This is a genomic window from Thermoactinomyces daqus (genome assembly GCF_000763315.1).
GTDB classification, from domain to species: domain Bacteria; phylum Bacillota; class Bacilli; order Thermoactinomycetales; family Thermoactinomycetaceae; genus Thermoactinomyces_A; species Thermoactinomyces_A daqus.
This window is the reverse complement of the sequence record NZ_JPST01000014.1, coordinates 62558-87587: the sequence shown is the minus strand read 5'-3', so window position 1 is coordinate 87587 and position 25030 is coordinate 62558. Positions and strand designations below refer to the sequence as shown.

Annotated in this window: 25 protein-coding genes; all 25 read left to right on the top strand. The window is 50.7% G+C overall.

Going from position 1 to position 25030, the window contains the following annotated elements; genetic code table 11:
- Positions 1 to 830 precede the first annotated feature (830 nt).
- The 25 genes from JG50_RS0106990 to JG50_RS0106870 all read left to right on the top strand — a co-directional run bounded on the left by JG50_RS0106990 (position 831) and on the right by JG50_RS0106870 (position 25025).
- Entirely contained in the window at positions 831 to 1181 is a 351-nt protein-coding gene (locus tag JG50_RS0106990; protein WP_033100550.1) for an NADH-quinone oxidoreductase subunit A, read from the top strand.
- Positions 1172 to 1690, top strand: a complete 519-nt coding sequence (locus JG50_RS0106985; RefSeq protein WP_033100394.1) for a NuoB/complex I 20 kDa subunit family protein — start codon at positions 1172 to 1174, stop codon at positions 1688 to 1690. The genes JG50_RS0106990 and JG50_RS0106985 overlap by 10 nt, the downstream gene beginning before the upstream one ends.
- The gene (locus JG50_RS0106980) at positions 1687 to 2454 is read left to right on the top strand and encodes an NADH-quinone oxidoreductase subunit C (protein ID WP_052154089.1); all 768 of its coding nucleotides are present in this window, start codon (positions 1687 to 1689) and stop codon (positions 2452 to 2454) included. The genes JG50_RS0106985 and JG50_RS0106980 overlap by 4 nt, the downstream gene beginning before the upstream one ends.
- A 3-nt stretch (positions 2455 to 2457) precedes the next feature.
- On the top strand, positions 2458 to 3558 hold the full coding sequence (locus JG50_RS0106975; RefSeq protein WP_033100393.1) for an NADH-quinone oxidoreductase subunit D: 1101 nt from the start codon (positions 2458 to 2460) through the stop codon (positions 3556 to 3558).
- On the top strand, positions 3558 to 4532 hold the full coding sequence (gene nuoH / locus JG50_RS0106970; protein WP_052154088.1) for an NADH-quinone oxidoreductase subunit NuoH: 975 nt from the start codon (positions 3558 to 3560) through the stop codon (positions 4530 to 4532). The genes JG50_RS0106975 and nuoH overlap by 1 nt, the downstream gene beginning before the upstream one ends.
- Before the next feature lie 24 nt (positions 4533 to 4556).
- Positions 4557 to 5009 (top strand): NADH-quinone oxidoreductase subunit NuoI, encoded by a 453-nt coding sequence (gene nuoI, locus JG50_RS0106965; protein WP_033100392.1) that lies wholly within the window; start codon positions 4557 to 4559, stop codon positions 5007 to 5009.
- Positions 5010 to 5011: 2 nt separating this feature from the next.
- Positions 5012 to 5518: an NADH-quinone oxidoreductase subunit J gene (locus tag JG50_RS0106960; protein WP_033100547.1), complete on the top strand. Its 507-nt coding sequence runs from the start codon at positions 5012 to 5014 to the stop codon at positions 5516 to 5518.
- Entirely contained in the window at positions 5509 to 5814 is a 306-nt protein-coding gene (gene nuoK, locus JG50_RS0106955; protein ID WP_033100391.1) for an NADH-quinone oxidoreductase subunit NuoK, read from the top strand. The genes JG50_RS0106960 and nuoK overlap by 10 nt, the downstream gene beginning before the upstream one ends.
- A 33-nt stretch (positions 5815 to 5847) precedes the next feature.
- Positions 5848 to 7713 (top strand): NADH-quinone oxidoreductase subunit L, encoded by a 1866-nt coding sequence (nuoL, locus tag JG50_RS0106950; protein ID WP_033100390.1) that lies wholly within the window; start codon positions 5848 to 5850, stop codon positions 7711 to 7713.
- Positions 7710 to 9233 carry a complex I subunit 4 family protein gene (locus tag JG50_RS0106945; RefSeq protein WP_033100389.1) on the top strand — a complete coding sequence of 508 codons (1524 nt, stop codon included), beginning with the start codon at positions 7710 to 7712 and terminating at the stop codon, positions 9231 to 9233. The genes nuoL and JG50_RS0106945 overlap by 4 nt, the downstream gene beginning before the upstream one ends.
- A 4-nt stretch (positions 9234 to 9237) precedes the next feature.
- Entirely contained in the window at positions 9238 to 10758 is a 1521-nt protein-coding gene (locus tag JG50_RS0106940; RefSeq protein ID WP_052154086.1) for an NADH-quinone oxidoreductase subunit N, read from the top strand.
- Positions 10759 to 10986: 228 nt separating this feature from the next.
- A complete protein-coding gene (locus JG50_RS0106935; protein ID WP_081943767.1) occupies positions 10987 to 11226 on the top strand; it encodes a DUF1146 family protein in 240 nt (79 codons plus the stop codon).
- A gap of 72 nt (positions 11227 to 11298) precedes the next feature.
- The gene (locus JG50_RS0106930; protein ID WP_033100387.1) at positions 11299 to 12027 is read left to right on the top strand and encodes a YwmB family TATA-box binding protein; all 729 of its coding nucleotides are present in this window, start codon (positions 11299 to 11301) and stop codon (positions 12025 to 12027) included.
- A 21-nt stretch (positions 12028 to 12048) separates the two neighbouring features.
- Positions 12049 to 13344, top strand: a complete 1296-nt coding sequence (murA, locus tag JG50_RS0106925; RefSeq protein ID WP_033100386.1) for a UDP-N-acetylglucosamine 1-carboxyvinyltransferase — start codon at positions 12049 to 12051, stop codon at positions 13342 to 13344.
- A gap of 265 nt (positions 13345 to 13609) precedes the next feature.
- Positions 13610 to 14635: a stage II sporulation protein D gene (gene spoIID / locus JG50_RS0106920; RefSeq protein WP_033100385.1), complete on the top strand. Its 1026-nt coding sequence runs from the start codon at positions 13610 to 13612 to the stop codon at positions 14633 to 14635.
- Positions 14636 to 14724: 89 nt separating this feature from the next.
- Positions 14725 to 15414 (top strand): M23 family metallopeptidase, encoded by a 690-nt coding sequence (locus JG50_RS0106915; protein ID WP_033100384.1) that lies wholly within the window; start codon positions 14725 to 14727, stop codon positions 15412 to 15414.
- Positions 15415 to 15626: 212 nt separating this feature from the next.
- The gene (gene spoIIID, locus JG50_RS0106910; protein WP_033100383.1) at positions 15627 to 15911 is read left to right on the top strand and encodes a sporulation transcriptional regulator SpoIIID; all 285 of its coding nucleotides are present in this window, start codon (positions 15627 to 15629) and stop codon (positions 15909 to 15911) included.
- A gap of 276 nt (positions 15912 to 16187) precedes the next feature.
- A complete protein-coding gene (locus tag JG50_RS0106905) occupies positions 16188 to 17051 on the top strand; it encodes a DNA-directed RNA polymerase subunit beta (RefSeq protein ID WP_033100382.1) in 864 nt (287 codons plus the stop codon).
- An 84-nt stretch (positions 17052 to 17135) separates the two neighbouring features.
- On the top strand, positions 17136 to 17660 hold the full coding sequence (locus JG50_RS0106900) for a CDP-alcohol phosphatidyltransferase family protein (RefSeq protein WP_033100381.1): 525 nt from the start codon (positions 17136 to 17138) through the stop codon (positions 17658 to 17660).
- Positions 17661 to 17736: 76 nt separating this feature from the next.
- Positions 17737 to 19053: an NAD-dependent malic enzyme gene (locus JG50_RS0106895; RefSeq protein ID WP_033100380.1), complete on the top strand. Its 1317-nt coding sequence runs from the start codon at positions 17737 to 17739 to the stop codon at positions 19051 to 19053.
- Between the two features lie 200 nt (positions 19054 to 19253).
- Positions 19254 to 19679 carry a 3-hydroxyacyl-ACP dehydratase FabZ gene (gene fabZ / locus JG50_RS0106890; RefSeq protein WP_033100379.1) on the top strand — a complete coding sequence of 142 codons (426 nt, stop codon included), beginning with the start codon at positions 19254 to 19256 and terminating at the stop codon, positions 19677 to 19679.
- Between the two features lie 321 nt (positions 19680 to 20000).
- The gene (locus tag JG50_RS0106885) at positions 20001 to 21200 is read left to right on the top strand and encodes a glycosyltransferase family 4 protein (RefSeq protein ID WP_033100378.1); all 1200 of its coding nucleotides are present in this window, start codon (positions 20001 to 20003) and stop codon (positions 21198 to 21200) included.
- Positions 21201 to 21541: 341 nt separating this feature from the next.
- The gene (locus tag JG50_RS0106880) at positions 21542 to 22567 is read left to right on the top strand and encodes a Gfo/Idh/MocA family protein (RefSeq protein WP_033100377.1); all 1026 of its coding nucleotides are present in this window, start codon (positions 21542 to 21544) and stop codon (positions 22565 to 22567) included.
- 16 nt (positions 22568 to 22583) lie between these two features.
- Positions 22584 to 23690, top strand: a complete 1107-nt coding sequence (locus JG50_RS0106875; protein WP_033100376.1) for a DegT/DnrJ/EryC1/StrS family aminotransferase — start codon at positions 22584 to 22586, stop codon at positions 23688 to 23690.
- Positions 23691 to 23711: 21 nt separating this feature from the next.
- Positions 23712 to 25025 (top strand): nucleotide sugar dehydrogenase, encoded by a 1314-nt coding sequence (locus JG50_RS0106870; protein ID WP_033100375.1) that lies wholly within the window; start codon positions 23712 to 23714, stop codon positions 25023 to 25025.
- Positions 25026 to 25030: the final 5 nt, after the last annotated feature.

Below are 25030 nucleotides of genomic sequence, written 5' to 3'. Positions count from 1 at the left end.
GATTAGCCCGTTATCTCGCATCCGCATCCCGGCTCCGGGAGAGGAAGCGAGTTTTTTTTATATCTTTCGGACGAAAAAATTCAGCCATCGTGAGGCTCGCTTGAGCATTGTCAGTGAGGGGGGCATGTGGAGCGCTTGCTGGGTTGTTCAAGTAAAATCCGAGTGTGCAATCGGCCGGGATGCCCATCGCAAACAAACCAGCAGTCCGGCTTTTGGCGCAGCAGCTCAAACTTGGAATGAACCGTGGAGCCAACAGGATCTCATGGCAAATTTCCCTTCCTGGGAAGGGATTACCCCATGCATGGGGGGTGGCCGATAACGGGGATTCGGATCAAGGAAAACGGTGCGAAAAAGCAGTACAGGCGTTGCGGTTGCCTTTTCTCAGAGTCGGTCCATGCGGCCGGCTTTTTTATGGTTATCATGAACAGGAACCTTCGACAATCGAAAACGGAACGGGGACGGAGAACAAACAACACTTTGCCCGCATTTTGAGTCAATGAATTTTCAGGATCAATTTTTTGTCCAAACCGTCAACCTTCTCACAATTGGGAAAGTGTTGTATAATCAAACAATAGGAGCAACCCTCATCGCTTTTTTTCGGATCTGTCTATTTTTAGGAGTTTTTGTCGGGATGAGGCGATTTCGCTTAATGTTCCAGTTCAGTTATAAGTAGAGATTAAAATTGCAGAATTTTCCCCATTAATTCGCTAAAGTGGCTGGAAATGAGGGCTCCATATGATTGATGTTGACCAAGGCGCTCCTTGGTTTTTTTTGCCGAAGTTTTACCCGGAGGAGGGTGGATCGGTTTGCACAATGACACAAGCATCATCATGATTGCCGTTTTTTTTGTGGTCGGCATCGCCTTGCCGGTGGTGGCGTTATCCGTGGGAAGATTGCTGCGGCCGCACGATCCTTCAGCGGATAAATCCGTCACCTATGAGAGCGGGGTTGATCCGACCGGGGACAGTTGGGTTCAGTTCAATGTCCGCTATTATTTGTTTGCCCTTCTTTTTGTCATTTTTGACGTGGAGGCGGTATTCCTATATCCCTGGGCCGTCAGCTACAACGCATTGAGGTCGGACATGGGGCTGATGATGCTCCTGGAAATGGTCATCTTTGTCTTCTTTTTGGTCATCGGATTACTCTACGCCTGGAAAAAGAAGGTGTTGGAATGGAAGTGAACTTTGAAAACTTCACCCCGTTTGAAGAACAAGAGCTGAAGCGGAATGTATTTACCACCAACCTGGAGCAGATCAAGGCATGGGCGCGCAGCAGTTCGCTGTGGCCGCTGACGTTCGGCCTGGCGTGTTGTGCGATTGAAATGATGGGAACCGGCGGATCGCATTATGATTTGGATCGGTTTGGTGTGATTTTTCGTGCCTCTCCCCGTCAATCGGATGTGATGATCGTCGCCGGGACTGTTACGAAAAAGATGGGGCCGCTGCTGCGACGGCTGTATGATCAGATGCCGGAACCGAAATGGGTGATTGCCATGGGTTCCTGTGCGACGGCGGGCGGGCCTTATGTGAAGTCCTATTCAGTAGTCAAAGGAGTAGATCAAATTGTCCCGGTCGATGTTTATATTCCCGGTTGTCCGCCCAACCCGGCAGCACTGATCTACGGCATTCACAAATTGCAGGAAAAAATCCGCTATGAGGCCAAGCACGGGAAGAAGGTGACCAACGGATGAGCCATGAAGAGCAAAACGAAAAGGAGTTGCTAAAAGAGGAAAAGGAATTGCAGCCTGAGCCTTCCGCCGATGCAAAAACAGAGAAAAAAGAGGGAGAGGAAAACAACCCGGTAAAGGCAGAACCAGGAGAAAGCGATGCACCGGTGACGGCTAAGCCGGGTTTGCCGCCGAAGAGTTCCGTTCCGCGCGCACCGAGAGCAGCCGGGGCAGGCAAAGCGCGGCCGGCAGCAGGTGCGAGACCGAGGCCAGCGGCAAAGAAAGCGGAGAAGAAACCGGAGGAACCGTCACCGTTACAGCCGCAATTGGACCGTTTTCTCCGGCTGCTGAAAGACCGGTTGGGAGAAGGGGCGGTCAAGGAGGCGTATATCAATCGCGCCGGCAGCCATATTCCGACGTTGGTTGTGGATAAAGAGCACTGGCTGTCTCTTGCGCAATTGCTGAAGGAGGAAGAGAGCTTCCAGTTTGATTATCTGCGTCTGTTATCGGGAGTGGATTATGAGACGCATATGGAAGTGGTTTACCAATTTTATTCCTTTGCGCATGGTCATCAAATCGCGGTAAGGGTCAAGACCGGGCGGGACGAAGCGAAAGTGCCGAGCGTTTCCCATTTGTGGAAAGCGGCTGACTGGAATGAGCGGGAAGCGTATGATCTGCTTGGGATTCACTTTGAAAATCACCCGAATTTGCGGCGAATTCTGATGCCGGATGATTGGGTGGGGCATCCGCTCAGAAAAGATTACGAACCGCTTGATAAGGAGGTATAATCCTTGCTCCGGACGGAAGAGATGCTGTTGAATGTCGGTCCCCAACATCCGAGTACACATGGTGTCCTGCGCTTGATCGTGAAAATCGACGGGGAGATGATCGTCGATGCGGAGCCGGTGATCGGCTACTTGCACCGGGGGACGGAAAAACTGGCAGAAGACCTGAATTATACGCAAATCATTCCCTATACCGACCGGATGGACTACTTGTCCGCGATGACAAATAACTATGCCATCGTTCATGCCACTGAGCAATTGATGGGGCTGGAAATCCCCGAACGGGCCGAATATTTGCGTGTGATCGTGATGGAATTGAACCGGATCGCTAGCCACTTGGTGTGGATGGGAACCTACTTGCTGGATGTCGGTGCGATGAGCCCTTTTCTTTATGCCTTCCGGGATCGGGAAGAGATCCTGAATCTGTTCAATGAACTCTGCGGCGCGAGGATCACGTATAATTACATGCGCGTCGGAGGTGTAAAATGGGACGCACCGCCGGGATGGATTGAAAAAGTGGGAACCTTTGTGGAATATATGAAAAAACAGATGCGGGATTATCACGCTCTGATTACGGGTAATGAAATTTTTATCTCGCGGACCAAGGGTGTGGGCGTATACAGCAAGGAACTGGCCATCCAGTACGGCTTGTCCGGAGCGAACCTCCGCGTGACCGGGATCGACTGGGACCTGCGCAAAAAGCAGCCCTATTCCATTTACAGTCGGTTTGAGTTTGATGTGCCGACAGGGAAAACGGGAGACCTGTATGATAAATATCTCTGCCGGATGAATGAAGTGGTGGAGTCGCTCAAAATTATCGAGCAGGCAGTCAACCAGTTTCCGGAAGGCGGTTCCATCATGGGCAAAGTACCGCGTGTTCTGCGCGTCCCCGAAGGTGAGATTTACGTCGGAATCGAATCCCCGCGCGGAGAATTGGGCTGCCACATTGTGAGCAAAGGGAAAGACAAACCGTGGCGGTTGAAATTCAGGCGGCCTTCCTTCTACAATTTGCAGATTCTTCCCGTTCTTCTAAAAGGGGAAAATATCTCCAATCTGGTGGCGATATTGGGCGGAATCGACATTGTGCTCGGGGAGGTGGACTGCTGATGAGCCTGCTGGCGATTTTGGCCCCGGTCCTGCTCTTGGTGATCGTCCTTGCCTTTGTTACATATGCGATCCTGTTTGAACGCAAGGTGATCGGCTGGATGCAGAACCGCATCGGGCCCAACCGTGTGGGACCCTGGGGAATGCTGCAAACGGTGGCGGATGTGTTTAAGCTGCTGATCAAAGAGGATGTGATACCGGAAAAGGCTGATCGCGCTCTCTTCAAACTGGCACCTGCCATAGCGTTTGTGCCGGCTTTTGCCGTTCTTGCGGTCATTCCTTTTACCGAGACATGGAAATTCACTGATTTTGCCGTCGGTTTGCTTTACTACATGGCTGTTTCCAGCATCACGATTATCGGTATTATGGTCGGTGGATGGGCATCCAATAACAAATATGCGCTCCTTGGCGGAATGCGTTCGGCGGCGCAGATGATCAGTTATGAGATCCCGCTGGTCATGTCGGTGGTCGGGATCATCATGACGACCGGTTCCCTCAACCTGAACGATATCGTTCACAGCCAGAAGCACGTCTGGTTTATTTTTCCGCAAATCATCGGATTTCTCGTATTTTTGATTGCTGCCGTATCCGAACTCAACCGGACTCCGTTTGACTTGCCGGAGGCTGAATCGGAGTTGGTTGCCGGGTATCACGTGGAGTACACCGGATTCCGCTTCGCCTTTTTCATGCTGGCGGAATACGTGTATGTGTTTGCGATGGCCAGCCTGACCACGGTTCTTTATCTCGGCGGATGGAATGCCCCGTTCGGACTTACCATAATCCCGCCGATCATCTGGTTTATTCTCAAATTTTTGCTCGTCGTCTTTTTCCTCTTCTGGCTCAGGGCGACCATGCCGCGCATTCGCGTCGACCAACTGATGCAGTTTGCTTGGAAAGTGCTGTTGCCGCTGGCGATTTTCAATATCTTCCTGACAGCGGTGCTGAAAGAAGTACCGGGAATCGGGCACTTTTATTAATCGATACGACAGGAGGGATCAGTGGTGTTGGGATTGGTGAAGGGGTTGGGAATTACCCTGAAGAATATGACCAAACCGAGAGTTACCTACCGTTACCCGGACGAGCCGCTCAAGATGCCGGACCGCTTTCGGGGCATTCAGTACCTGGACCCGGAAAAGTGCATCGTATGCAATCAATGTGCCCGCATCTGTCCGACCGATTGCATTCAACTGACCGGCAAAAAAAATCCGGACCCTGAGAAAAAAGGGAAAGTCCTCGATACCTTTGACATCAATTTTGAAATCTGCATCCTGTGCGATTTATGTACGGAAGTTTGCCCGACGGAAGCGATTGTCATGACCAACAACTATGAACTTGCCGTGTACAGCCGCGATGAATTATTCAAGGACATCCGGTGGCTCCATGAAAACAACCAAAATATCCGCAGCGAAAACAGCACCAATCTGATCAAGAAGCCGGGAGGTAAAACAACATGAACCTGTCTGGCGAATTTATCGCCTTTTTTGTTTTATCCGTGATGGCGATTGGCGGAGCCGTTTTTATGATCAACATGCAGCGCGTGATGCATATGGCCTTGGCTTTGGCCTTTACCTTTTTCAGCATCGCCGGCATTTATCTCCTGCTCAATGCACCGTTTTTGGCGGTGATCCAGGTGCTGATCTACACGGGAGCCATTTCGATCCTCATGCTGTTTGGCATCATGTTGACCAAGCACCGGTATGAAGAAAAAAGCGCCGTCGCCCGCTGGCAGGGGGTAATCGGCTTTATCGGTGTTGCCTGCTTTTTGGGAGTGTTGATGTGGACGATTTATCGCACGCCGCTCCTCAGTGGCCAGGGCAATCCGAAGGATTTTGGCATCCACCAGTTGGGAGCGGCGGTGTTCAAGGAATACGCCATTCCTTTTGAAGTGGCATCCATCCTGCTCCTTGTGGCGCTGGTAGGGGCCGTGATCTTGGCTAAGAGGGAGGAAAACGAATGCAGCTGACATCATATCTCGCATTATCGGCCATTTTGTTCAGCATTGGCCTGTACGGGGTGTTAACCAAGCGGAATGCGGTTATCGTTCTGTTTTGCATTGAGTTGATGTTAAATGCAGCGAATCTCAACTTTGTCGCCTTTTCCAAATTCGGTCTGTTCCCCGGTTTGACCGGACAGGTTTTTACCCTGTTCACCATAACGATAGCCGCGGCGGAAGCTGCCGTGGGGATCGCCATTTTGATCGCGCTGTACCGCAATGTGCAATCGGCGGAAGCAGACCGTTATGATTCGATGAAAGGTTAAGCGCAAAAATCTCAAGAGAAGGAAGGATTTCATATGAGCGCACAAGTTGCACTCCTCATTCCCCTCTTTCCTTTCCTCGCTTTCCTTTTGTTGATTTTTGGCAGGAGGTTCTGGGGGGAAAAGGCGGCGGCGGGAATCGGCATTATCGCCACTTTCGCCTCATTTGCCGTCACACTGCCGGTCCTGTGGGGGAGTTTGGGCAAAGGGCAGACGATCACATGGAGCATACCGTGGTTTCATCTCGGGGAAAAGGCCGTTTTTCTCAGCATGCGTTTGGAACCGGTCAATGTCCTGATGCTGGTGATCGTGTCCGGTGTGAGTTTTCTCGTTCATCTCTATTCGTACGGGTATATGCGGAAAGATGAGCGCTTTACCGTGTTTTATGCTTATCTAACCCTGTTCACCTTCTCCATGCTGGGTCTGGTGATGTCGGCCAATTTGCTGCAAATCTATTTTTTCTGGGAATTAGTGGGCGTTTGCTCGTTTTTATTGGTGGGCTTCTGGTATTTCAAGCCGGAAGCAAAGGAGGCAGCCCGCAAAGCGTTTGTGGTCACCCGGATCGGGGATGTCGGTTTGTTCATCGCCATCGCTTTGCTCTACTGGCATGTGGGCAGTTTTGAGGTGATGGATGTAAAAGCGGCGGTTCTGAACGGTAAACTGACCCCGGGGATCATCACCCTGACCGCCATTTTGATTTTTGTCGGCGCTGTCGGAAAATCGGGGCAATTTCCGCTTCACACATGGTTGCCGGATGCGATGGAAGGCCCGACTCCGGTCAGTGCGCTGATCCATGCTGCGACGATGGTGGCCGCCGGTGTCTATCTGGTGGCAGATCTCTTTTTCCTCTTCACCGCTTCGCATCAGGCGATGAACGTCGTTGCCTATGTCGGCGGATTTACGGCGATTTTCGCTGCGACGATCGGTGTGGCGCAAAATGATATCAAGCGGGTGCTCGCTTACTCGACAGTGAGCCAGCTCGGCTATATGATGCTGGCATTGGGATCAACGGGTTATGTGGCAGGGATGTTTCATCTGATGACACATGCCTTTTTTAAAGCCCTTCTCTTCCTCTGCGCAGGTGCAGTGATCGTCAGCCTGCACCACGAACAGGATCTGAGAAAAATGGGCGGATTGTGGAAAACACATCGATGGCTGGGGTATTCCTTTTTGATCGGATGTTTGGCGATCTCGGGAATTCCGCCTTTTTCCGGTTTCTTCTCGAAGGATGAGATTTTGGAATCGGCGTATGCCGACGGGCGAACCGGTTTGTTCATCGTCGGGGTGCTTGCCGCCTTCTTCACCGCTTTTTATATGTTCCGCCTCTTCTTTATGGTATTTGCGGGACAGGCGCGGGGAGAGAAAAACAGGGAGCCGGTGCCGCGGGTCATGATGGTCCCGATTCTGATTTTGGCCTTTATGTCGATCATCAGCGGGTTTTTCAACACTCCCGGAGACCGGCTGGCACATTGGCTGACCCGTACCGGTACTGCCACCATTTCGCTTGAGCATGCGCCGGTGTGGATCTCGGCAGTGGCGATTGTTGTGGCGGCCGCCGGCATTTTTCTCGCTTATGCCATGTACGCCTCAGAGCGGATCAGCCCCGAACGGGTGGCAAAGTCTGTCCCTTGGGCATATCAGGTCGTTTATCGGAAGTATTACCTCGATGAGCTTTACCGGGCCGTGCTTGTCTGGCCGCTGAAGGGACTGGGCTGGATACTGACCGGTTTTGACCGCTTTCTCATTGGTGGGCTCGTTTACCTGAGCGCCTGGATTGCCCAGCTGGTGGGAAGAATCGGATCCCGCCTGCAAAACGGGCAAGCGCAGACCTACGTTTTAATTAGCTTGATCGGATTTGTGATCTTGATTGTCGGTTTGACAGCGGGGAGGTTGTTTCCATGACAAGTTGGGTTGATTGGTTGCCAACGCTCGTCACCTTTTTTCCACTGCTCGGTGCGGTGATTTTGCTGTTTTTTCCCCGTGATCTGGTAAAAGGGCACCGCTTCGTCGGGATTTTGAGCACGATTCCGTCGCTGATTTTGGCAATTGTGATGTATCAGCGATTCGATCCGGCGTTGAACGGAATGCAGTGGTTTAAGTCCGTTACCTGGTTCCGGATTCCGATTTTCGGTGGAATGCCCTGGGAGTTTCATTACAGCATGGGCGTTGATGGGTTGTCGCTGCCACTGGTCGTTCTCACCTGTATCGTTAGCACATTAGCGGCGGTTGCCTCCCTTTATATCAAACAGAGGACAAAAGCCTATTATGCGCTCCTGCTGATTTTGCAGACGGGGATGGCAGGGGTGTTTCTGGCGGCAAACCTGTTCCTGTTTTTCATCTTTTTTGAGGTGACGTTAATCGCCACCTTCTTTCTCATTGGCGGCTGGGGCTACCTTGGCAAGGAGAAGGCGGCTAACCACTTTTTGCTTTATACCGGTTTGGGTTCCGGGTTCCTGCTTTTTGCCATGGTCGGGCTGCTCCTCTTTTTCGGCTCACTCGATTATTCGGTTTTACAGGAACGCATGGCCCAGCTGGCCACTCAGATGGCATTGTTGCCACCGCAGGCGCAAACGATGCTCTGGCTCATTTTCATAAGCCTGCTCATCGCGTTTGGCATAAAACTGCCAATCTTTCCCTTTCACAGCTGGATGCTGCGGGTGCATGTGGAAGCGCCGACGCCTGTGGTGATGATCCACTCCGGGATTCTTCTCAAAATGGGGGCCTATGGTTTAATCCGGTTCGGGGTGGGCCTGTTCCCGGGGTTTATGAAGGAAGCGGCTGCTGTCTTGTCCATTCTCGGGCTGGTCAATATTTTGTACGGCGCGATCCTGGCCTTTGTGGAAAGGGAACTGAAACGCGTGCTGGCCTTCTCGAGCATCAGTCATATGGGGATCGTGTTGTTCGGGCTCGCATCTTTAAATGAAATCGGATTGCAAGGGGCGATTTTCCAGGCGGTTTCCCACGGGTTAATTTCCGCCCTGCTCTTCTTCCTGGTTGGGAGTTTGTACCATCGCACCAAAACGACGCTGTTGGACGATTTGGGCGGATTGGCCAAAACGATGCCCGTCCTCTCTGGGATTTTGATGGTCGGTGCGCTGGCTTTGTTGGGGTTGCCGGGATTGTCGGGATTTATCAGCGAATTTTTCGCCTTCCTCGGTTTGTTTAAAGTGCGTCCCATTGTGGCTTCGGTGGGAGCGCTCGGCCTCATTTTGGCCGCCGTTTATGTATTGAGATTTCTGTTGCAAACGACATTTGGCCCGCTGAAGGAACGCTATCTCAACAGTCTCGACATCCAAGCGAAGGAAAGCGTCCCCATGTTCGTGCTGGTCGGTTTGATCGTGCTGATCGGAATTTACCCGGCGGCGCTCGGCGAACCGATGCACCATACCTTACAATATCTGGTAGCGAAGATCGGAGGGTAGGGACATGGAACATACATTGCTTGATTTTAATCTGAGGGTCATGGCTCCGGAGCTGATCATTGTCTCTGCCGCCGCCCTTCTTGTGATACTTGAGCTATTGCTCAAAGAATCGACATCGCGCAATTGGATCGGCTGGCTCGGCCTGCTTGCCGTGATTGCTGCGGGCGTCAGCGTCGGAATGGAGTTTGGACATCCGCCCTATCAGATCCTCAATGACTCGTATCGGGTCGATTCTTTCAGTTTGGCTTTCAAAGCCCTGCTGCTGGGCGGGGGAGGACTGACGATCCTCTTTTCCCTTGCCGGGGGGAAGAATGAACAGCCCAAACCGAAAGGCGAATACTATATACTTTTGCTCGCAGCTCTTTTGGGCGGAATGATGATGGTTTCGTCGGCTGATCTGCTCGCGCTGTATGTGGGGTTGGAATTGCTGAGTCTGTCCTCGTACATATTGGTGGGCATAAACAAACGCGACCGGCATTCCAATGAAGCGGCATGGAAATATGTCGTGTTGGGCGGGGTGTCTTCGGCCTTTCTCCTCTACGGGATGTCGTTTTTGTACGGATTGACGGGAGCCACGAACCTGTTTGCGATTCAGGGAAAAATGGTGGAAATGGTGGCAACGCAAGATCAGGCATATATCTATGTGTCGCTCTTTTTGATGATGGTCGGCTTTGGCTTCAAAATTGCCACCGCTCCGTTTCACACCTGGACACCCGATGTGTACCAGGGGTCCCCGACACCCGTTACCATCTTTCTGGCCGTGGTCTCCAAAGCAGCTGCGTTTGCCCTTGTGGCCCGGGTTCTCCTGATCGCTTATCTCCCGTTGGTCAGCACGGGAGCCTGGAATGAAATTGTCTCATGGCTGTTAATGATTTTGGCGGCCTGCTCCATGATTATCGGCAATACGGCGGCGCTGCGGCAAACCAATGCCAAACGTCTGCTCGCCTATTCGAGTATCGCCCAGGCGGGGTATGTTTTGGTTCCGCTCTCGACGCTGGGATTTGTAGGCTTTGATCTGTTTCCCAGCCTGTTCTATTACCTGTGTGCTTATCTGTTCATGACGGCAGGGGCATTCGCTGTGGCTGATTGCATCGCAAAAAGCTGTAAAAACGACCAGATCAGCGCCTTTGCCGGACTTTCCCGCCGCTCTCCCTGGCTGGCAGGTGTCATGACCATCTTTTTAATCTCGTTGGCCGGTTTTCCGGTGACAGCCGGCTTTTTCGGTAAGTTTTACCTGCTTACCAGCGCCGTCGGCAGCAATCAGGCCTGGCTCGCAGCCGCCATGATTTTGACAACGATTGTTTCCTATTATTACTACTTTGAGTTTATACGCCAGATGTATTTTCGGGCGCCGGATCTTGCCGCCCCCAGGGTAAGCGTTTCCTGGGCAGCCTGGGCCGTTCTGGCGATCGGGGTTACCGGAACGCTGGCGCTCGGGTTGTTTCCCGACCTTCTCCTGCACGAATTGGGCAAAATCGATTGGCATTCCGCATTTGCCCAGGCGCAAAATGCGATTCGACAATAAGGGTGATCGGGACAAAAAATACCCCGTTTCCTGGTCGGACGAAGCGGGGTATTTTTGCGGAATGCCTTGAGAACAGCCGACTTTACCGGCAATTCCGGGTGAAGCGTCGGGAAAACAGGCAGGCGAAAATCGAAATTTGTTTGCCAATCAGAAAAAAACTTTGCGCGACCGTTCATTTTTTTGTACCATGATACCATGTGAGAACATGTGCCTGAAGGAGTGCATATGATGGATGGAGCGACGCAATTGGCGCTTTCTTCTCTGGTGGACATACTCATTTCGCTCGCCTGCATTTTGGTCTGTTGGTGGGTGCTGACGGGAGTTCGCCTCGAAGTCATTTTCAAGAAAGGGCGAAAAACTGCAGTGAAGGCTCTTCATGTGATTTTGGCCTTGGTCCTGGGTCATCAGCTCGCCACCTTCTTCATCGATTATCTGGGTTGGTCCAAACTGCTGGGGCAGCTCTTTTAGGGGATCATGGGTATATTCTCTCCCGTAAATGCGAAAAATGGGAATAATATTAATTTATGGGAGAGAAGGATGATGAGGAAATTTCGGTTGATTGAAGCAACCGTTTGGCTGTTGTTTTCCTTCTTGCTGATGGGTTCCCAGATGAAATTGGGACCGGAACAAAAATTGCTGCAGGTTTTTCATTCTGTCGGTGGACGTCCGGAGCTTTATGTGCTCCATTTTGGAAGCCGTACACCGGATGCAATGACGAAAGAGAGAATGGACCAATTGGCTGGGAAGCTCCAAGTCTCTTTAGGCACAGCTTCGTTGAAAAAAAATGCAGAAACAGACGGAATCCGATATACGGCAACGGGATGGATTGCACCGGATCTCCTGGTGCAATGGGTTATGATCAACGATGAGCCGTCCAGCGATAAGGTTCGGCCGTATCTTTCCCTTCAACTGATCGGGAAGGGGGAGCCCGGGGCTGATTTTGCAAAAGCGCGTGACCGTTGTACGAAGGTTTTGCGAGAAAACGGAATCATCCCTTCTTATCATTTTTCCGTACAAGGTACCGCGTCGGTTGGGCATACTGATGCTGAAAACTTGTTGACCCGGGTAACCCGGATGCTTAAAGCAAGAGAAGTGGAAGAGATGCGGACAGACCGCACCATTAGCCTATCCTTGTTTTCTCCCCTACTCTCCAGCGGCATTCGGACAGGCGGTGGAGTGATGAATGTACAGGTTGCGGCACGGATGAATCATGACACTCATCGCTTGATATTGACATTAGGAACTCCGATTATCACCATAGAATATTAGGTCTTATGGGGGGGAAGAGCTATGGAAAAAATTATTGTTCAGGGTGGGACGAGATTAAGAGGCAGAGTAAAAGTTCACGGGGCAAAAAATGCCGTCCTTCCGTTGATTGCGGCATCGATCCTGGCTTCCAGAGGGGAAATTTCGATTCTGGATGTACCGATGCTGGAGGATGTCAAAACAATCACGCAGATGCTGAAGCGCCTCGGAGTTGCCGTAACGCTGAATGAAGACAATGTCGTGATCAATGCGGAAAAAATGATCTCCACCGAAGCACCTTATGATTTGGTGCGCAAAATGAGAGCGTCCGTGTTGGTCATGGGGCCTCTCCTCGCTCGCAAAAAACGCGCACGTGTTCCGCTCCCCGGAGGGTGTGCAATCGGTAGCCGTCCCATCGATCTTCACATCAAGGGATTTGAAGCGATGGGGGTTCAGTTTGAGACGGGACAGGGCTTTATTGAAGGGTATGTCCCCGACCGGCTGAAAGGTGCGACGATCTATCTCGATTTCCCGAGTGTGGGGGCGACCCAAAACATCATGATGGCCGCGACGCTGGCGGAAGGGCGCACCATTATCGAAAATGCCGCCTGTGAACCGGAAATCGTCGATTTGGCCAATTTCCTCAATGCGATGGGAGCGAAAGTGCGGGGGGCCGGTACCGATGAAATCCGCATCGACGGTGTGGATTTCTTGCGCGGAACGGAGTATACCGTCATTCCCGACCGCATCGAAGCGGGAACATACATGGTTGCAGCTGCGATTACCCGCGGTGAGGTGTTCGTTGAGGGAGCCATTTCCGATCACCTCGTTCCGTTGATCGCCAAATTGCGCGAGATGGGAGTCCATGTACTGGACGGGGAAAACGGCATTCATGTCCGGGCTGACGGAGATTTGAAACCGGCCGATGTCAAAACGCTTCCTTATCCGGGATTCCCCACCGATATGCAGTCGCAGATGATGGCGCTGCTGCTGACGGCAAAAGGGACCAGCCTGCTGACGGAAACCGTGTTTGAAAATCGCTTTATGCATGTGGAAGAGTTTAAACGGATGGGAGCGCAAATCAAAATCGACGGTCGGACTGCGATTATCGACGGCGGGAAACCGCTGTCCGGAGCGCAGGTGAAAGCGACCGATCTGCGTGCGGGGGCCGCTCTGATCCTGGCGGGACTGGCAGCCGAGGGGATCACCGAGCTGACCGAACTGCATCACGTCGACCGCGGATATGTGGACATCGTGGGCAAGCTGCGGGGACTCGGGGCCAAGATCGCCCGCGTACCCGTGGAAGAAGCAAGTCATCTCAAACAAAAATCCTTTGCCTGAAATGAGTAACAGGAAAGCGATCACCGTGTGAAAGGTGGTCGCTTTTCTTTTTTTCTATCAAAGCGCGATTGCATGGCGGGATGTGACTCATCTTGACTTTCCTGCGTTCCGGTTTGTCTCGCCAATGTCCTCACCCATCGGTTACATTCTGTTTTTTGTTCTAAACCGCTTTCCGCTTTTCATAGTTTAATAGTGATTTAATCGGTACTCAGGAGATGGAGTAACCCAATACCGGCACTATACAAAAAACGGAGGCGAAAGCGGCTTGCATAAGGGATACCTGTTTGTCTTTCTGGGGTTGTTGCTGGTGATTACCGTCATTCCGGCTGTGTTGGTGTGGATCGGATCGGATTCCTCTCCCACATTGGCGGATTCCGGTGCAACAAAGAGCGTAGATGAGCAAAAGTGGAAGGTGCGGGTTTTTTTGACGGAGGAACAACGCGTCGTCGAGATCCCCCTGGAGCAATACGTCTGCGGAGTGGTTGCTTCAGAGATGCCGGCCGACTTTGCCATGGAAGCATTAAAGGCGCAGGCGCTGGCGGCCAGAACGTATATCGTCGACCGGATGGAAAAAGGAAATTTCAAGGATATGGCTGAGTGGGGAGAAAAAGCGAAAAGCGCCTATGTCACCGATACGGTGCAGCACCAGGTGTATACGACAAACGAAAAGCTGCATCGCGAATGGGGAAACAAGTATCAGCAAAATTGGAAGAGGATTTCCGAAGCGGTTGCGGCTACCAAAGGAGAGATTATCACCTACCAGGGAAAACCGATTTATGCCGCTTTTTTCTCGACAAGCAATGGGCAGACGGAAAACTCCGAGGATTATTTCAACGAGAAGTACCCTTATCTGCGCAGCGTTTCGTCGCCCTGGGATGAAACCTCTCCCAAGTTTTTGCAGCAGCAAAGCATGTCATTGACGCAATTGATCGGAAAGCTGGAAAAGTCGCTCGGCATTAAAATCAGCCTGTCTGCCTCGACCGGGGAGCCTCTGTTAAAAGTGATCAACCGGACTCAGAGCAATCGTGTGGCCCAGGTCAGGGTGGGGGACAAGTTATTGAGCGGCCGCAAAGTAAGGGAAGCGCTGAATCTCCCATCCTCTGATTTTTCCTGGAAAATCACGGGGGATCGCGTGCAGATCACCACCAAAGGCTACGGGCATGGGGTCGGCATGAGCCAATGGGGAGCCAACATGATGGCAAAACAGGGGAAAAAGGTGGAGCAAATTATCAAATATTACTATCACGGCGTGGATATCAGCCCGATCCCCGATTCTTCAAGTGTCGGATAAAGAGGGGTTCGGGGAATATACCAAAAATTTGCAGGCTTGGGTATAAAAAGAGATTTCGAGGTCGACAATGGTTCCTGAGGTGATTGTTCATGAAACCTGAGGAACCAAAAAATCAAGTTTCTGACTTTGAAAAAGCGAAGCGCCGTTTGAAGTGGAAAAAATTATTTGCCCAGAAATGGTTTTTCCCGGCCGTTTACCTGACCGCGGCAGCACTGATTCTAGCTATTGCTTGGTGGTATCAGGATTATCGGGTTCATCAAGTGACCGAGACAACAAAACGCACCGTTCAACAATCTCTGCCGATGGAGCCGATTCCATCCAATCCGACAGATGATGATTTCGTGTTGCCGATTGCCCCGGATGCGCATGCGGTGAAGACGATGGGTTTTTATGATGAAGCGGCTTCCGAAAAGGAGCGGGAAGCTTCGCTGGTCAAATATGCCAATTCCTTTTGGCCGCATTCCGGGATTGACTTTGCCCGCAAAGACGGGAAGTCATTTGATGTTGTCGCGGCATTGGAAGGAAAGGTTATTCGTGTTGAAGCGAATCCGGTTGTGGGATACCAAATCGAAATCCAACACGACAGCGGGATTACGACCGTCTACCAAAGTCTGAAAGAAGTCAAGGTGAAAAAAGGGCAAATGGTGAAAAAAGGACAGGTGATTGCCACAGCAGGCCGGAACAGCTTTGAAAGAGAAGCGGGCATCCACTTGCATTTTGAAGTCAGAAACAAGGATCATCAAGCAATGAATCCGGCTGAATATCTGCCAAATTCCTGAAGGCGAAACGCTCTCAAAAACGAGGGCGTTTTTTTGTATCCATAAAATGGTGAAGCCGGAGGGGGGAAAACGGGGCAGCAACTCGGGAGGAGCGGAGGCTGCCGCGACCCATAAAAAATAGCTTGTTTATGCCTGTCTCAGCGCGTTTCGAAAGAATAACCCCTACCCCCTGTCAATATAATGTACCAAATGAATGAAAGGGGGCACGGCGGGTGCATGATTATATAAAAGAAAGGACCATAAAGATCGGGCATTACTTTGTGGAGACGCGCAATACCGTGAGAATGATCGCCAAGGAATTTGGCGTTTCCAAAAGTACCGTGCATAAGGATTTGACGGAGAGGCTTCCCGAAATCAATCCCGATTTAGCGAATCAGGTGAAGGAAATTTTGGAATATCATAAGTCCATTCGCCATATTCGAGGAGGAGAAGCGACAAAGATCAAATATAAGCGGAATAAGGAAAATAAATCAGGGGAAGTTTCACTGAAAGTTTAATATTTTCCTGTGGCACCGGACGCATTACATAAGATTAAAAAAAGAGAGAGAAAATCTCATTTTGCGAGGTGGCCTGACAGTCTCCGGTGCTCTTTTCTGTATAAGAAACGTTCAAACTCCTCCAGCTCTAAGTGTAGACTTATGTTAATAGTTACGATATATTCTATTATGAACATAGCTGGATTTTATCAATTGCTTGTTGTTTTGCTTTGGACGAGCTTTTTATAGATGGTTGAATCATAATGTGGAGAAGTAAGCCTTTGGAGAGGAATGCAGATGAGTTATCCAAATAAAGAAACCCCAGTTGACAAAAAGTCGGAAACGGTTGAAAGTCCCGGACAGGAAACCAAAGAAAAAAGCTCGCCTTCGGAAACCAAAGAAATGACGCGTTTGCCCGTCGGAAAGCTGAAATGGAGCAAAGACGAAGAGGAAGAGCAGGATATAGAACTGATCTTGGCCAAAAGCAAAAAAAATGAGGCGGTTTCTCCCAAAAAAGAAGATGGAAACGAATCCAGTACGGCGGGCGTTGCCGGGAATTCGCCGAAATCTTCTCCGAAAGAGGATGCAGATCCTCTCTCCAAGCCGCAAGGGAAAGCGGGCCTGGCCAAAGAAGGGGAAACCCCGCAAAAGGAAGTTGCTTCTTCTGCCGAGTCAACGCAGACGGCCAAGCGGGAGCTTACGATCGAAGACACATTAACTCCGATTGACTTTAAGGAGTACCTGATCGATCCCAAGCAAACCAAAAGCGAAGAACAGGCGCAGTTTAAAACGGAAGTTAAAAAACCTGTCTTTCAAGCAGAACCGCTTCCGAAAAAAGAAGAATCGAACGCAAAAGCAGAAAAAGAAGAACCAAAGTCGAAGGAACAGAAAGAAAAGCCCAAGGTAAAAGAAAAAACCAAAGCAAAAGAGAAACCAAGTGTACAGGATAAACGTTTTGGGGAAGATGCAAAAGAAGATAAAAAATCTTCGAGCCAAAACCTGGCGCGGATAGCCAAAATCCTGTGGTTCCCCGTTACGATCGTTGTGGTCTTGATTGTAGGATTCATCATCGGTCATACGGTGATCGGGGATCAACCGGCAGGCGATCTTTTTAATATGAGCATGTGGAACCATATCTATGATTTGCTCTTTACGAAATAGGCCCGTCGAGGTTGTACAGACGGGAGCTTTTCTTTTCGGAAGAGGGGATCGTGTGAAAATCAGTAACTGTGAGGAGGGATCTTGGTGAATTTGCCCAATCTGATTACGTTGGTTCGCTTTGTTTTTATTCCCTTGTATCTGTTCGTTTTCTTTTCGGATTTGCCGGGCCACATGTACTGGGCGGTTGGGATTATCCTTCTCGCAGGTTTGACTGATGTGTTGGATGGATACTTAGCGCGCAAGACCAAACAGATTACCCAGCTCGGAATTATGTTAGACCCGTTGGCGGACAAGCTGATGATGATCGCCATTTTCCTGTCGCTTCTGATTTCGGGGAAAATCAGTTTTTGGGCGGCTTTTGCGATCTTTTTCCGCGATTTTACCATGATCGTCTGCTCGGCGATTTTTCATTTTCGCGGTAAAAAAACGGTTCCGGCCAACATTTTCGGCAAGCTGACAACCGTTCTTTTCTATTTGACATTATTCCTTCTTCTTTTCGACTTGCCGAATGCCGAAACGTTCTTGTGGTCGGTGATTGTGCTCTCTTATATCACTTCGCTCATCTATATGCTGCAATTGAAAACGGTCAATGGACGGATGATGCAATAAGAATCGGCGAAAATAAAACCGATTCTTTTTTTATATAAAGAGATTTTGTATGATAAGGGAATGGGGAGGTGCACCAATGACGGCACGAAATATTACACGTACTATTATCGTAGAAACCCCCTCCAGACCGGGCAATTTGGGCAAAGTGACCACTGCGATCGGACAGGCCGGCGGAGATATCGGGGATATTACCACTATCAAAATCGGACCGCTCTCCACCGTTCGTGATATCACGGTTCAATTTGAAAGCGATGAACAATTGGAAGTGGTTGTGCGGGCGATCGAAGCACTTGGAGGCGGCATTTATGTGCACGGAGTTTCAGATGAGGTGCTGAGAGCGCACGAAGGTGGGAAAATCCGGATGGTCAGCAAGTTGGATATACGCTCACTGGCTGACTTGCGCCGGGTGTATACCCCTGGTGTGGCTGACGTTTGCCGCGTAATCCAGGAAGAGCCGGAGAAAGCCCGATATTATACAAGCATCGGCAATACTGTGGCTATTGTGACGGATGGTACGGCCATCTTGGGATTGGGAAATATCGGACCGCTGGCCGGGATGCCGGTGATGGAAGGGAAAGCGGCATTATTTGACCGCTTTGCCGGAATCAGCGGTATCCCGATTTTGCTTGACACCAGCGATCCCGATGAGGTGGTTCGCACGATTAAGAACATCAGTCACAGTTTTGGTGGCATTTTGTTGGAGGATATCGGTTCCCCGCATTGCTTTGAAATCGAAGAACGCCTGAAACGGGAACTCCCGATTCCCGTCATGCATGATGACCAGCACGGAACGGCCGTTGTCACTCTTGCCGCAGCGATTTCGGCTTGTCGTGCGACCGGAATTGAACTGAGGGACGCAGTCGTCGGACAGATTGGTCTGGGGGCGGCGGGACTGGCCATTTGCCGCATGTTTATGGCTTATGGAGTTAAAGAGATGAGCGGGGTGGATCGTCAGGCAGCCGCGCTCGACCGTTTGCGGCAATACGGTGGCACACCGCTCGGTTCACTGGAAGAGTTGATGGAAAAATGTGACATCGTCGTGGCAACCACTGGCGTTCCGGGCCTGATCAAGCCGGAGATGATTCGTCAGGGGCAGGTGATTCTGGCGCTTTCCAATCCGAAGCCGGAGATCGATCCGGTATGTGCCCTGAAAGCGGGAGCAGCATTTGCCGCGGACGGGCGTTCGGTCAACAATGTTCTCGGATTCCCCGGAATTTTCCGCGGGGTGCTCAATGCCGGCGCACGTGATATCACCCATGAGATGCTGGTAGCGGCGGCACAGGCTATCGCCGATTGCACCAGCGAAGGAGAACTGGCTCCTCACCCGCTTGATCCGGAAGTGCATCGAAGAGTGGCCCGCGCCGTGGAACAGGTGGCTTCGCAAAAAAATTGAAGATGATTGATGAAAGCATTAAGAAAAGAGGCTCCTGCTCAGATGCCGGAGTCTTTTTTGTTTGGGAAAATGCACCTTCATTTGTAAGAAATCCGCCCATTTTGCGGGCGCCGCTCCCTTGGTATTTCCAGGGCCCATTCGTTATAATGATGACAAGTGCCTGAAGCCGGAAAGCCCTGAGAATGGAAAGGAGTTTGACCATGGAACTTGATGCAAAGCAGATTCAGGAAATTATTCCGCACCGCTACCCCTTTTTGCTGGTCGATAAGATCACGCACCTTGAGCCGGCAAAGAAAGCAATCGGTGTGAAAAATGTGACAATCAACGAGCCTTTTTTCCTCGGCCATTTTCCGGAATATCCGGTGATGCCGGGAGTTCTCATCATTGAAGCATTGGCGCAGGTGGGAGCGGTTGCGGTTCTCAGCTTGGAGGAAAATCGCGGCAAAATCGCGTTCTTTGCCGGGATCGACAATGTGCGTTTCCGCGATCAGGTCAAGCCGGGTGATGTGCTGACGCTGGAGGTGGAAATGACCCGCGTCAAAGGACGGGTAGGCAAAGGGAAAGGGACAGCCCGCATCGGTGATAAAGTGGTGGCCGAGGGAGAATTGATGTTTGCCATTTCCTGAACGGAAGAGCTTGATACATAAAAGCGGAAGGTCCGTGAAAGGAGGACCTTCCTTCTCATGTCCGTTTCGGTTAATCCCAGAGATGAAAAAGGCGAAGACTGAAATAGAGAATACCCCATAATGGAAGACTAATCATTATCCCGTTTATGATTCCGAGCGTGGAGTCATACGAATCACTCGCCATTTTTTGTCTTCTCATGATCCTTTCTCCTCCAAAAGGGGTGTTATGCTTATTATCACCGATTTGGCCCGATCTACCCCCGGAGAATCAGTGGAAATGAAATCCGCTTGGTCTTTTATTTCTGAAGGATGTGTTGGACGATGAAAAAACGCATACTCGTTATTTCCCATATGTATCCAAATGGTGTAAACCCGATGGCGGGAATTTTTGTGCAAAACCAAACAAAAGCACTGCAAGAGGCCGGGCTAGATGTTCGCGTCGTCGCCCCGATGCCTTCATTTCCGCTTTATCCGAAATGGCGGGGGTACCGCCGTTTGCCCGGGCGGATGGTAAGAGAGGGAATTCCCGTCCATTATGTGCCGACACGGATGTTTCCGGGTGGATTTTTCTTTTCGCAGTATGGGAATTACTATATCGATTCACTGCGAAAAGTGATTTCCTCCATCCGCGAGGAATTTTCCTTCGACCTGATCCATTGCCATACGATTTATCCGGATGGTTATGCAGGAGCAAAATTGAAAGAGGAGTTTGGAGTCCCGGTTGTCAGCACGATCCACGGATCTGATATTTTGCTTTATCCAAAGCGGAACAAGGGAGTCCATGCCCGCACGCTTCGTGCACTTCAGGGAAATGATCATGTGATCGCAGTGAGTGACCGGCTGAAAAGAGAAGCACTGGCCATGTGGCCGGACCTTTCCGTTTCCACCATCTATAACGGCTTTGACCCCAAGCAGTTCTTCCCGGTGGCGAAAGAAGAAGCACGGCGGCGACTGGGATTGCCGGAACGGGAAAAAAGCGTGTTGTTTGTGGGAAACCTGCTCCCGGTCAAAGGGGTTCATTTTCTTTTGCAAGCGTTTAAGCAAATCGTTCCGGATGGAAACGGAATCCGCCTTTATTTGGTCGGAGATGGACCGCTTCGCGCAGAATTGGCCCGGCAGGCGGAGGAATTGGGCATTGCGGCACATGTAACTTTTTTGGGTAGAAAACCCTATGACGAGATCCCTTTGTGGATCAGCAGTGCGGATGTGGTCGCATTGACCAGCCTGAGCGAGGGATTGCCGTCGATTTTGCTGGAAACGATGGGGTGCGGCCGGCCGATGGTGGCAACGGATGTCGGAGGAATTTCAGAGGTGTTGAGAAACGGCGAGACGGGTTGGCTCGTCCCGAGTGAGAATGTGGAACGCATTGCTGCTTCCTTGAGGGAAATTCTGGAGGATGAAGAGCTTTGCCGGAGAATGGGAGAGCAGGCATTGGAGGCGTCCAAATCCCTGACCTGGGAACAGAATGCGGCCAGAACCAAAGAGTGTTACAAAGAAGTGATAGAACGGAAAAGTTTATGACTTTTTTGATGTGGGGATACCCAAAACATTTCAACTATGTTACAGTGTATGGTAGGTTTGTAACGTTACTGTAATATATGCTTGTGAATAATCAGGATGAAAAGAGGGATTTTTGAGAGCGGATGACCTCCGTTGACGTCACGGAACGAAAGAGGTTTGATCCGCGTTCGGGGGATAATTGCCAGAGCGATCTTGCTCACTCCCCTGCATCAAGGTGTAAGAGCCTGACGCAACAATCCACTTTGTTGTTCGTTTTTCAATACCATTTTATTCTCATGAGCGATACTTAAAAATGTAAATCGTGTTGACCGATTTTGTGGATAAGAAAAGAGGGCGATTCTGTGATACGCTATGGAATTGTAGGCTGTGGACATATTGCCAAAAAGCACGTGGCTGCCATAGCGGCAGTGGAAGGAGCCGAGCTGGCAGCCGTTTGCGATACCAACGAAGAGCGGCTGAAGGAGTTTGCTGTGGGCGACGTTCGCGGTTACACCGATTTATCGGAAATGCTGAAATCGGATATCGATGTGGTGAATATCTGCACCCCCAGCGGACTGCATGCAGATTTGACCGTACAGGCGGCTGAAGCGAAAAAACATGTGATCGTGGAAAAACCGATGGCGCTCACCCTGGAAGATGCCGATCGAATGATCGATGCCTGTGAGCGAAATGGAGTGAAAATGGCTGTCGTTCATCCAAACCGTTTTCGCCCGGCTGTCGTCCAATTGCGCAAACAATTGGAGAACGGGGCTTTTGGAAAACTGGGTCACGCCAATGCGACCGTGCGCTGGAACCGGAATCAAGCTTATTACGACCAGGCACCCTGGCGCGGAACCAAAGCGATGGATGGCGGCGTGTTGATGAACCAGGCCATTCACAATATGGATCTTTTGCTGTGGATGATGGGCGATATCGAGGAAGTTTCCTCATATCATGCGACCCGTGTTCGTGACATTGAAGCGGAAGATACGTCGGTTTCGATCATCCGTTTTAAAAACGGCGCTCTCGGCGTGCTTGAAGCGGCTGTCACCATTTATCCGCGCAATCTGGAGGAATCCCTCAGTATTTTCGGGGAAAAAGGGACGGCCATCATCGGCGGGCCAACCGCAAACTGGATCAAGCAATGGAAGTTTGAGGGACTGGAAGAGGACGAAGCACAAGCGGTCATCGAGCAGGTGGAAAAGGACCCTTACGGCATTCCCGGTCACCAGTGCATCATTCAGGATATGACGGATGCGATCCGCGAAGACCGCACGCCGGTTGTCTCCGGGGAAGAAGGACGGAAAGCGCTCAGCTTCGTGATTGCTTGCATCGAGTCTGCCGAAACCGGAAAACCGGTACGCATGGCTGAATTAAACCGCAAATAAAGGAGTCAGGATAACCATGAAAAACATCCCTTTGTTAGATTTACAAGCACAATTGGCAACAATTCGCGGCGAAGTATTAACCGCTGTTGAAAAGGTGCTTGACAGCGGGCAGTACATCATGGGTCCGGAAGTAAAGGCATTTGAAGAAGAAGTGGCCAATTACGTCGGCGTGAAACATGCGGTCGGAGTTGGAAATGGAACGGATGCGCTTCTTCTGGCTCTGGATGCTGCGGGCATTGGCGCCGGAGATGAAGTGATCACCACGCCGTTTACGTTTTTCGCCACTTCCGAGGTCGTGTCCAGACTGGGAGCAACCCCCGTTTTCGTCGATATTGATCCCAAAACCTACAATATCGATGTTGATCAGATCAAGGCAAAAATCAATGAAAAAACGAAAGCGATCATTCCGGTTCACATTTTCGGGCAGCCGGCCAACATGGATGAAATTATGGAACTGGCTGAAAAGCATAACCTGTTTGTGCTGGAAGACGCCGCACAAGCGATGGGTTCGGAATATAAAGGACGCAAGATCGGTTCACTCGGACATGCAGCAACCTATTCCTTTTTCCCGACCAAAAACCTGGGCGGATATGGAGACGGCGGGATGGTCGTTACCAATGATGATGAATTGGCGAGCAAGATTCGCATCCTGCGCGTCCACGGAAGCAATCCGAAATATTATCACAGCGTGCTCGGGTACAACAGCCGCCTCGATGCGATTCAAGCCGCCATCCTGCGCATCAAATTGCGCCATTTGGATGACTGGAACAATGCCCGCCGGCAAAAAGCGGCACTTTATAATGAATTGCTCAAGGATACTCCGCTGGTTACGCCATATGCCGCAGAAGATCGCAAGCACATTTATCATCTTTACATCGTGCAGGCGGAAGACCGCGACGATCTGATGGCATACCTGAAGGAAAAAGGAATTTCCACCGGCGTTTACTATCCGGTGCCATTGCATCGCCAGAAAGTGTATGAATCGCTCGGTTACGGAGAAGGAAGCATTCCCAATGCGGAGTACATGGCCAAACGCACGTTTGCGCTGCCTCTTTATGCAGAGCTCTCCGATGAAACCATTCACGCGATTGTCGATACGATTAAAACGTATTACAACAAATAAGGGCAAAGGATGGAATGATCCATGAGCGGAAAAACATTGCTGCAAAAAATTAACGATAAATCAGCCGTGATCGGCGTTGTCGGATTGGGATATGTCGGTTTGCCGCTCGCCGTCGAAAAAGCAAAAGCGGGCTTTAAAGTGATCGGCTTTGATATCCTGCCAAACCGCGTCGACATGGTGAACAAAGGAATCAACTATATCGGGGACGTTGTGGATGAAGAGCTGAAAGAACTGGTTTCGGAAGGTTTGCTTCGTGCAACCACTGATTATTCCCTCATCTCCGATGTAGATGCGGTGGCTATTTGCGTTCCCACCCCCCTTGATCAATATCAGCAACCCAATGTCTCCTATGTGGAGAATTCGGCGAAAAGCATCGCCAAATACCTTCATCCCGGCATGCTGGTTGTTCTGGAAAGCACGACGTATCCGGGAACGACGGAAGAAGTGGTCAAACCGATTCTGGAGGAAACCGGCCTGAAAGTGGGAGAAGAGTTCTTCCTCGCTTATTCGCCGGAACGGGTAGACCCGGGCAACAAAGTATTTAACACCAAAAACACGCCCAAAGTGGTTGGCGGGGTAACGCCGGAATGTACGGAGATTGCCGCTGCGCTTTACCGCTCGGTGCTCGAAGGGGAAGTTCACGTCGTCTCCAGCCCCAGAGTGGCGGAGATGGAGAAGATTTTGGAAAACACCTTCCGCAATATCAATATCGCCCTGGTCAATGAAATGGCGATTTTGTGCAATAAAATGGGCATCGATATCTGGGAGGTGATCGATGCGGCAAAAACAAAACCTTATGGCTATATGGCGTTTTATCCGGGACCGGGGCTGGGCGGTCACTGCATTCCGATCGATCCGTTCTACCTCACCTGGAAAGCGCGTGAATACAACTACCACACCCGCCTGATCGAAGTGGCCGGGGAAATCAACAATGAAATGCCGGAATTCGTGGTCGACCGCATCATGAAAGTGCTCAATCGCTACGGCAAAGCGTTGAACGGAGCGAAAGTGGCCGTGCTCGGCGTCGCCTACAAAAAAGATATTGACGACTATCGCGAATCGCCGGTGATGGAGATCGTGCAACTCCTTGAAAAATATCGCGCTGATTTTGTGACGGTTGACCCGCATATCTCCACCTTCCGTGCTGGAGACAAAGAGTATGAAACCGTGCCGTTGACCGAAGAATTGCTCGAGTCTGCCGATCTTGTCCTGATCACGACCGATCACAGCGCATTTGATTACGAATTGATTGCCAAAAAAGCGAAAGTCATCTTTGATACGCGGAATGCGCTGAAAGATGTACAAAAAATCGAAGCGGATTACGAAAAACTATAAAGGCG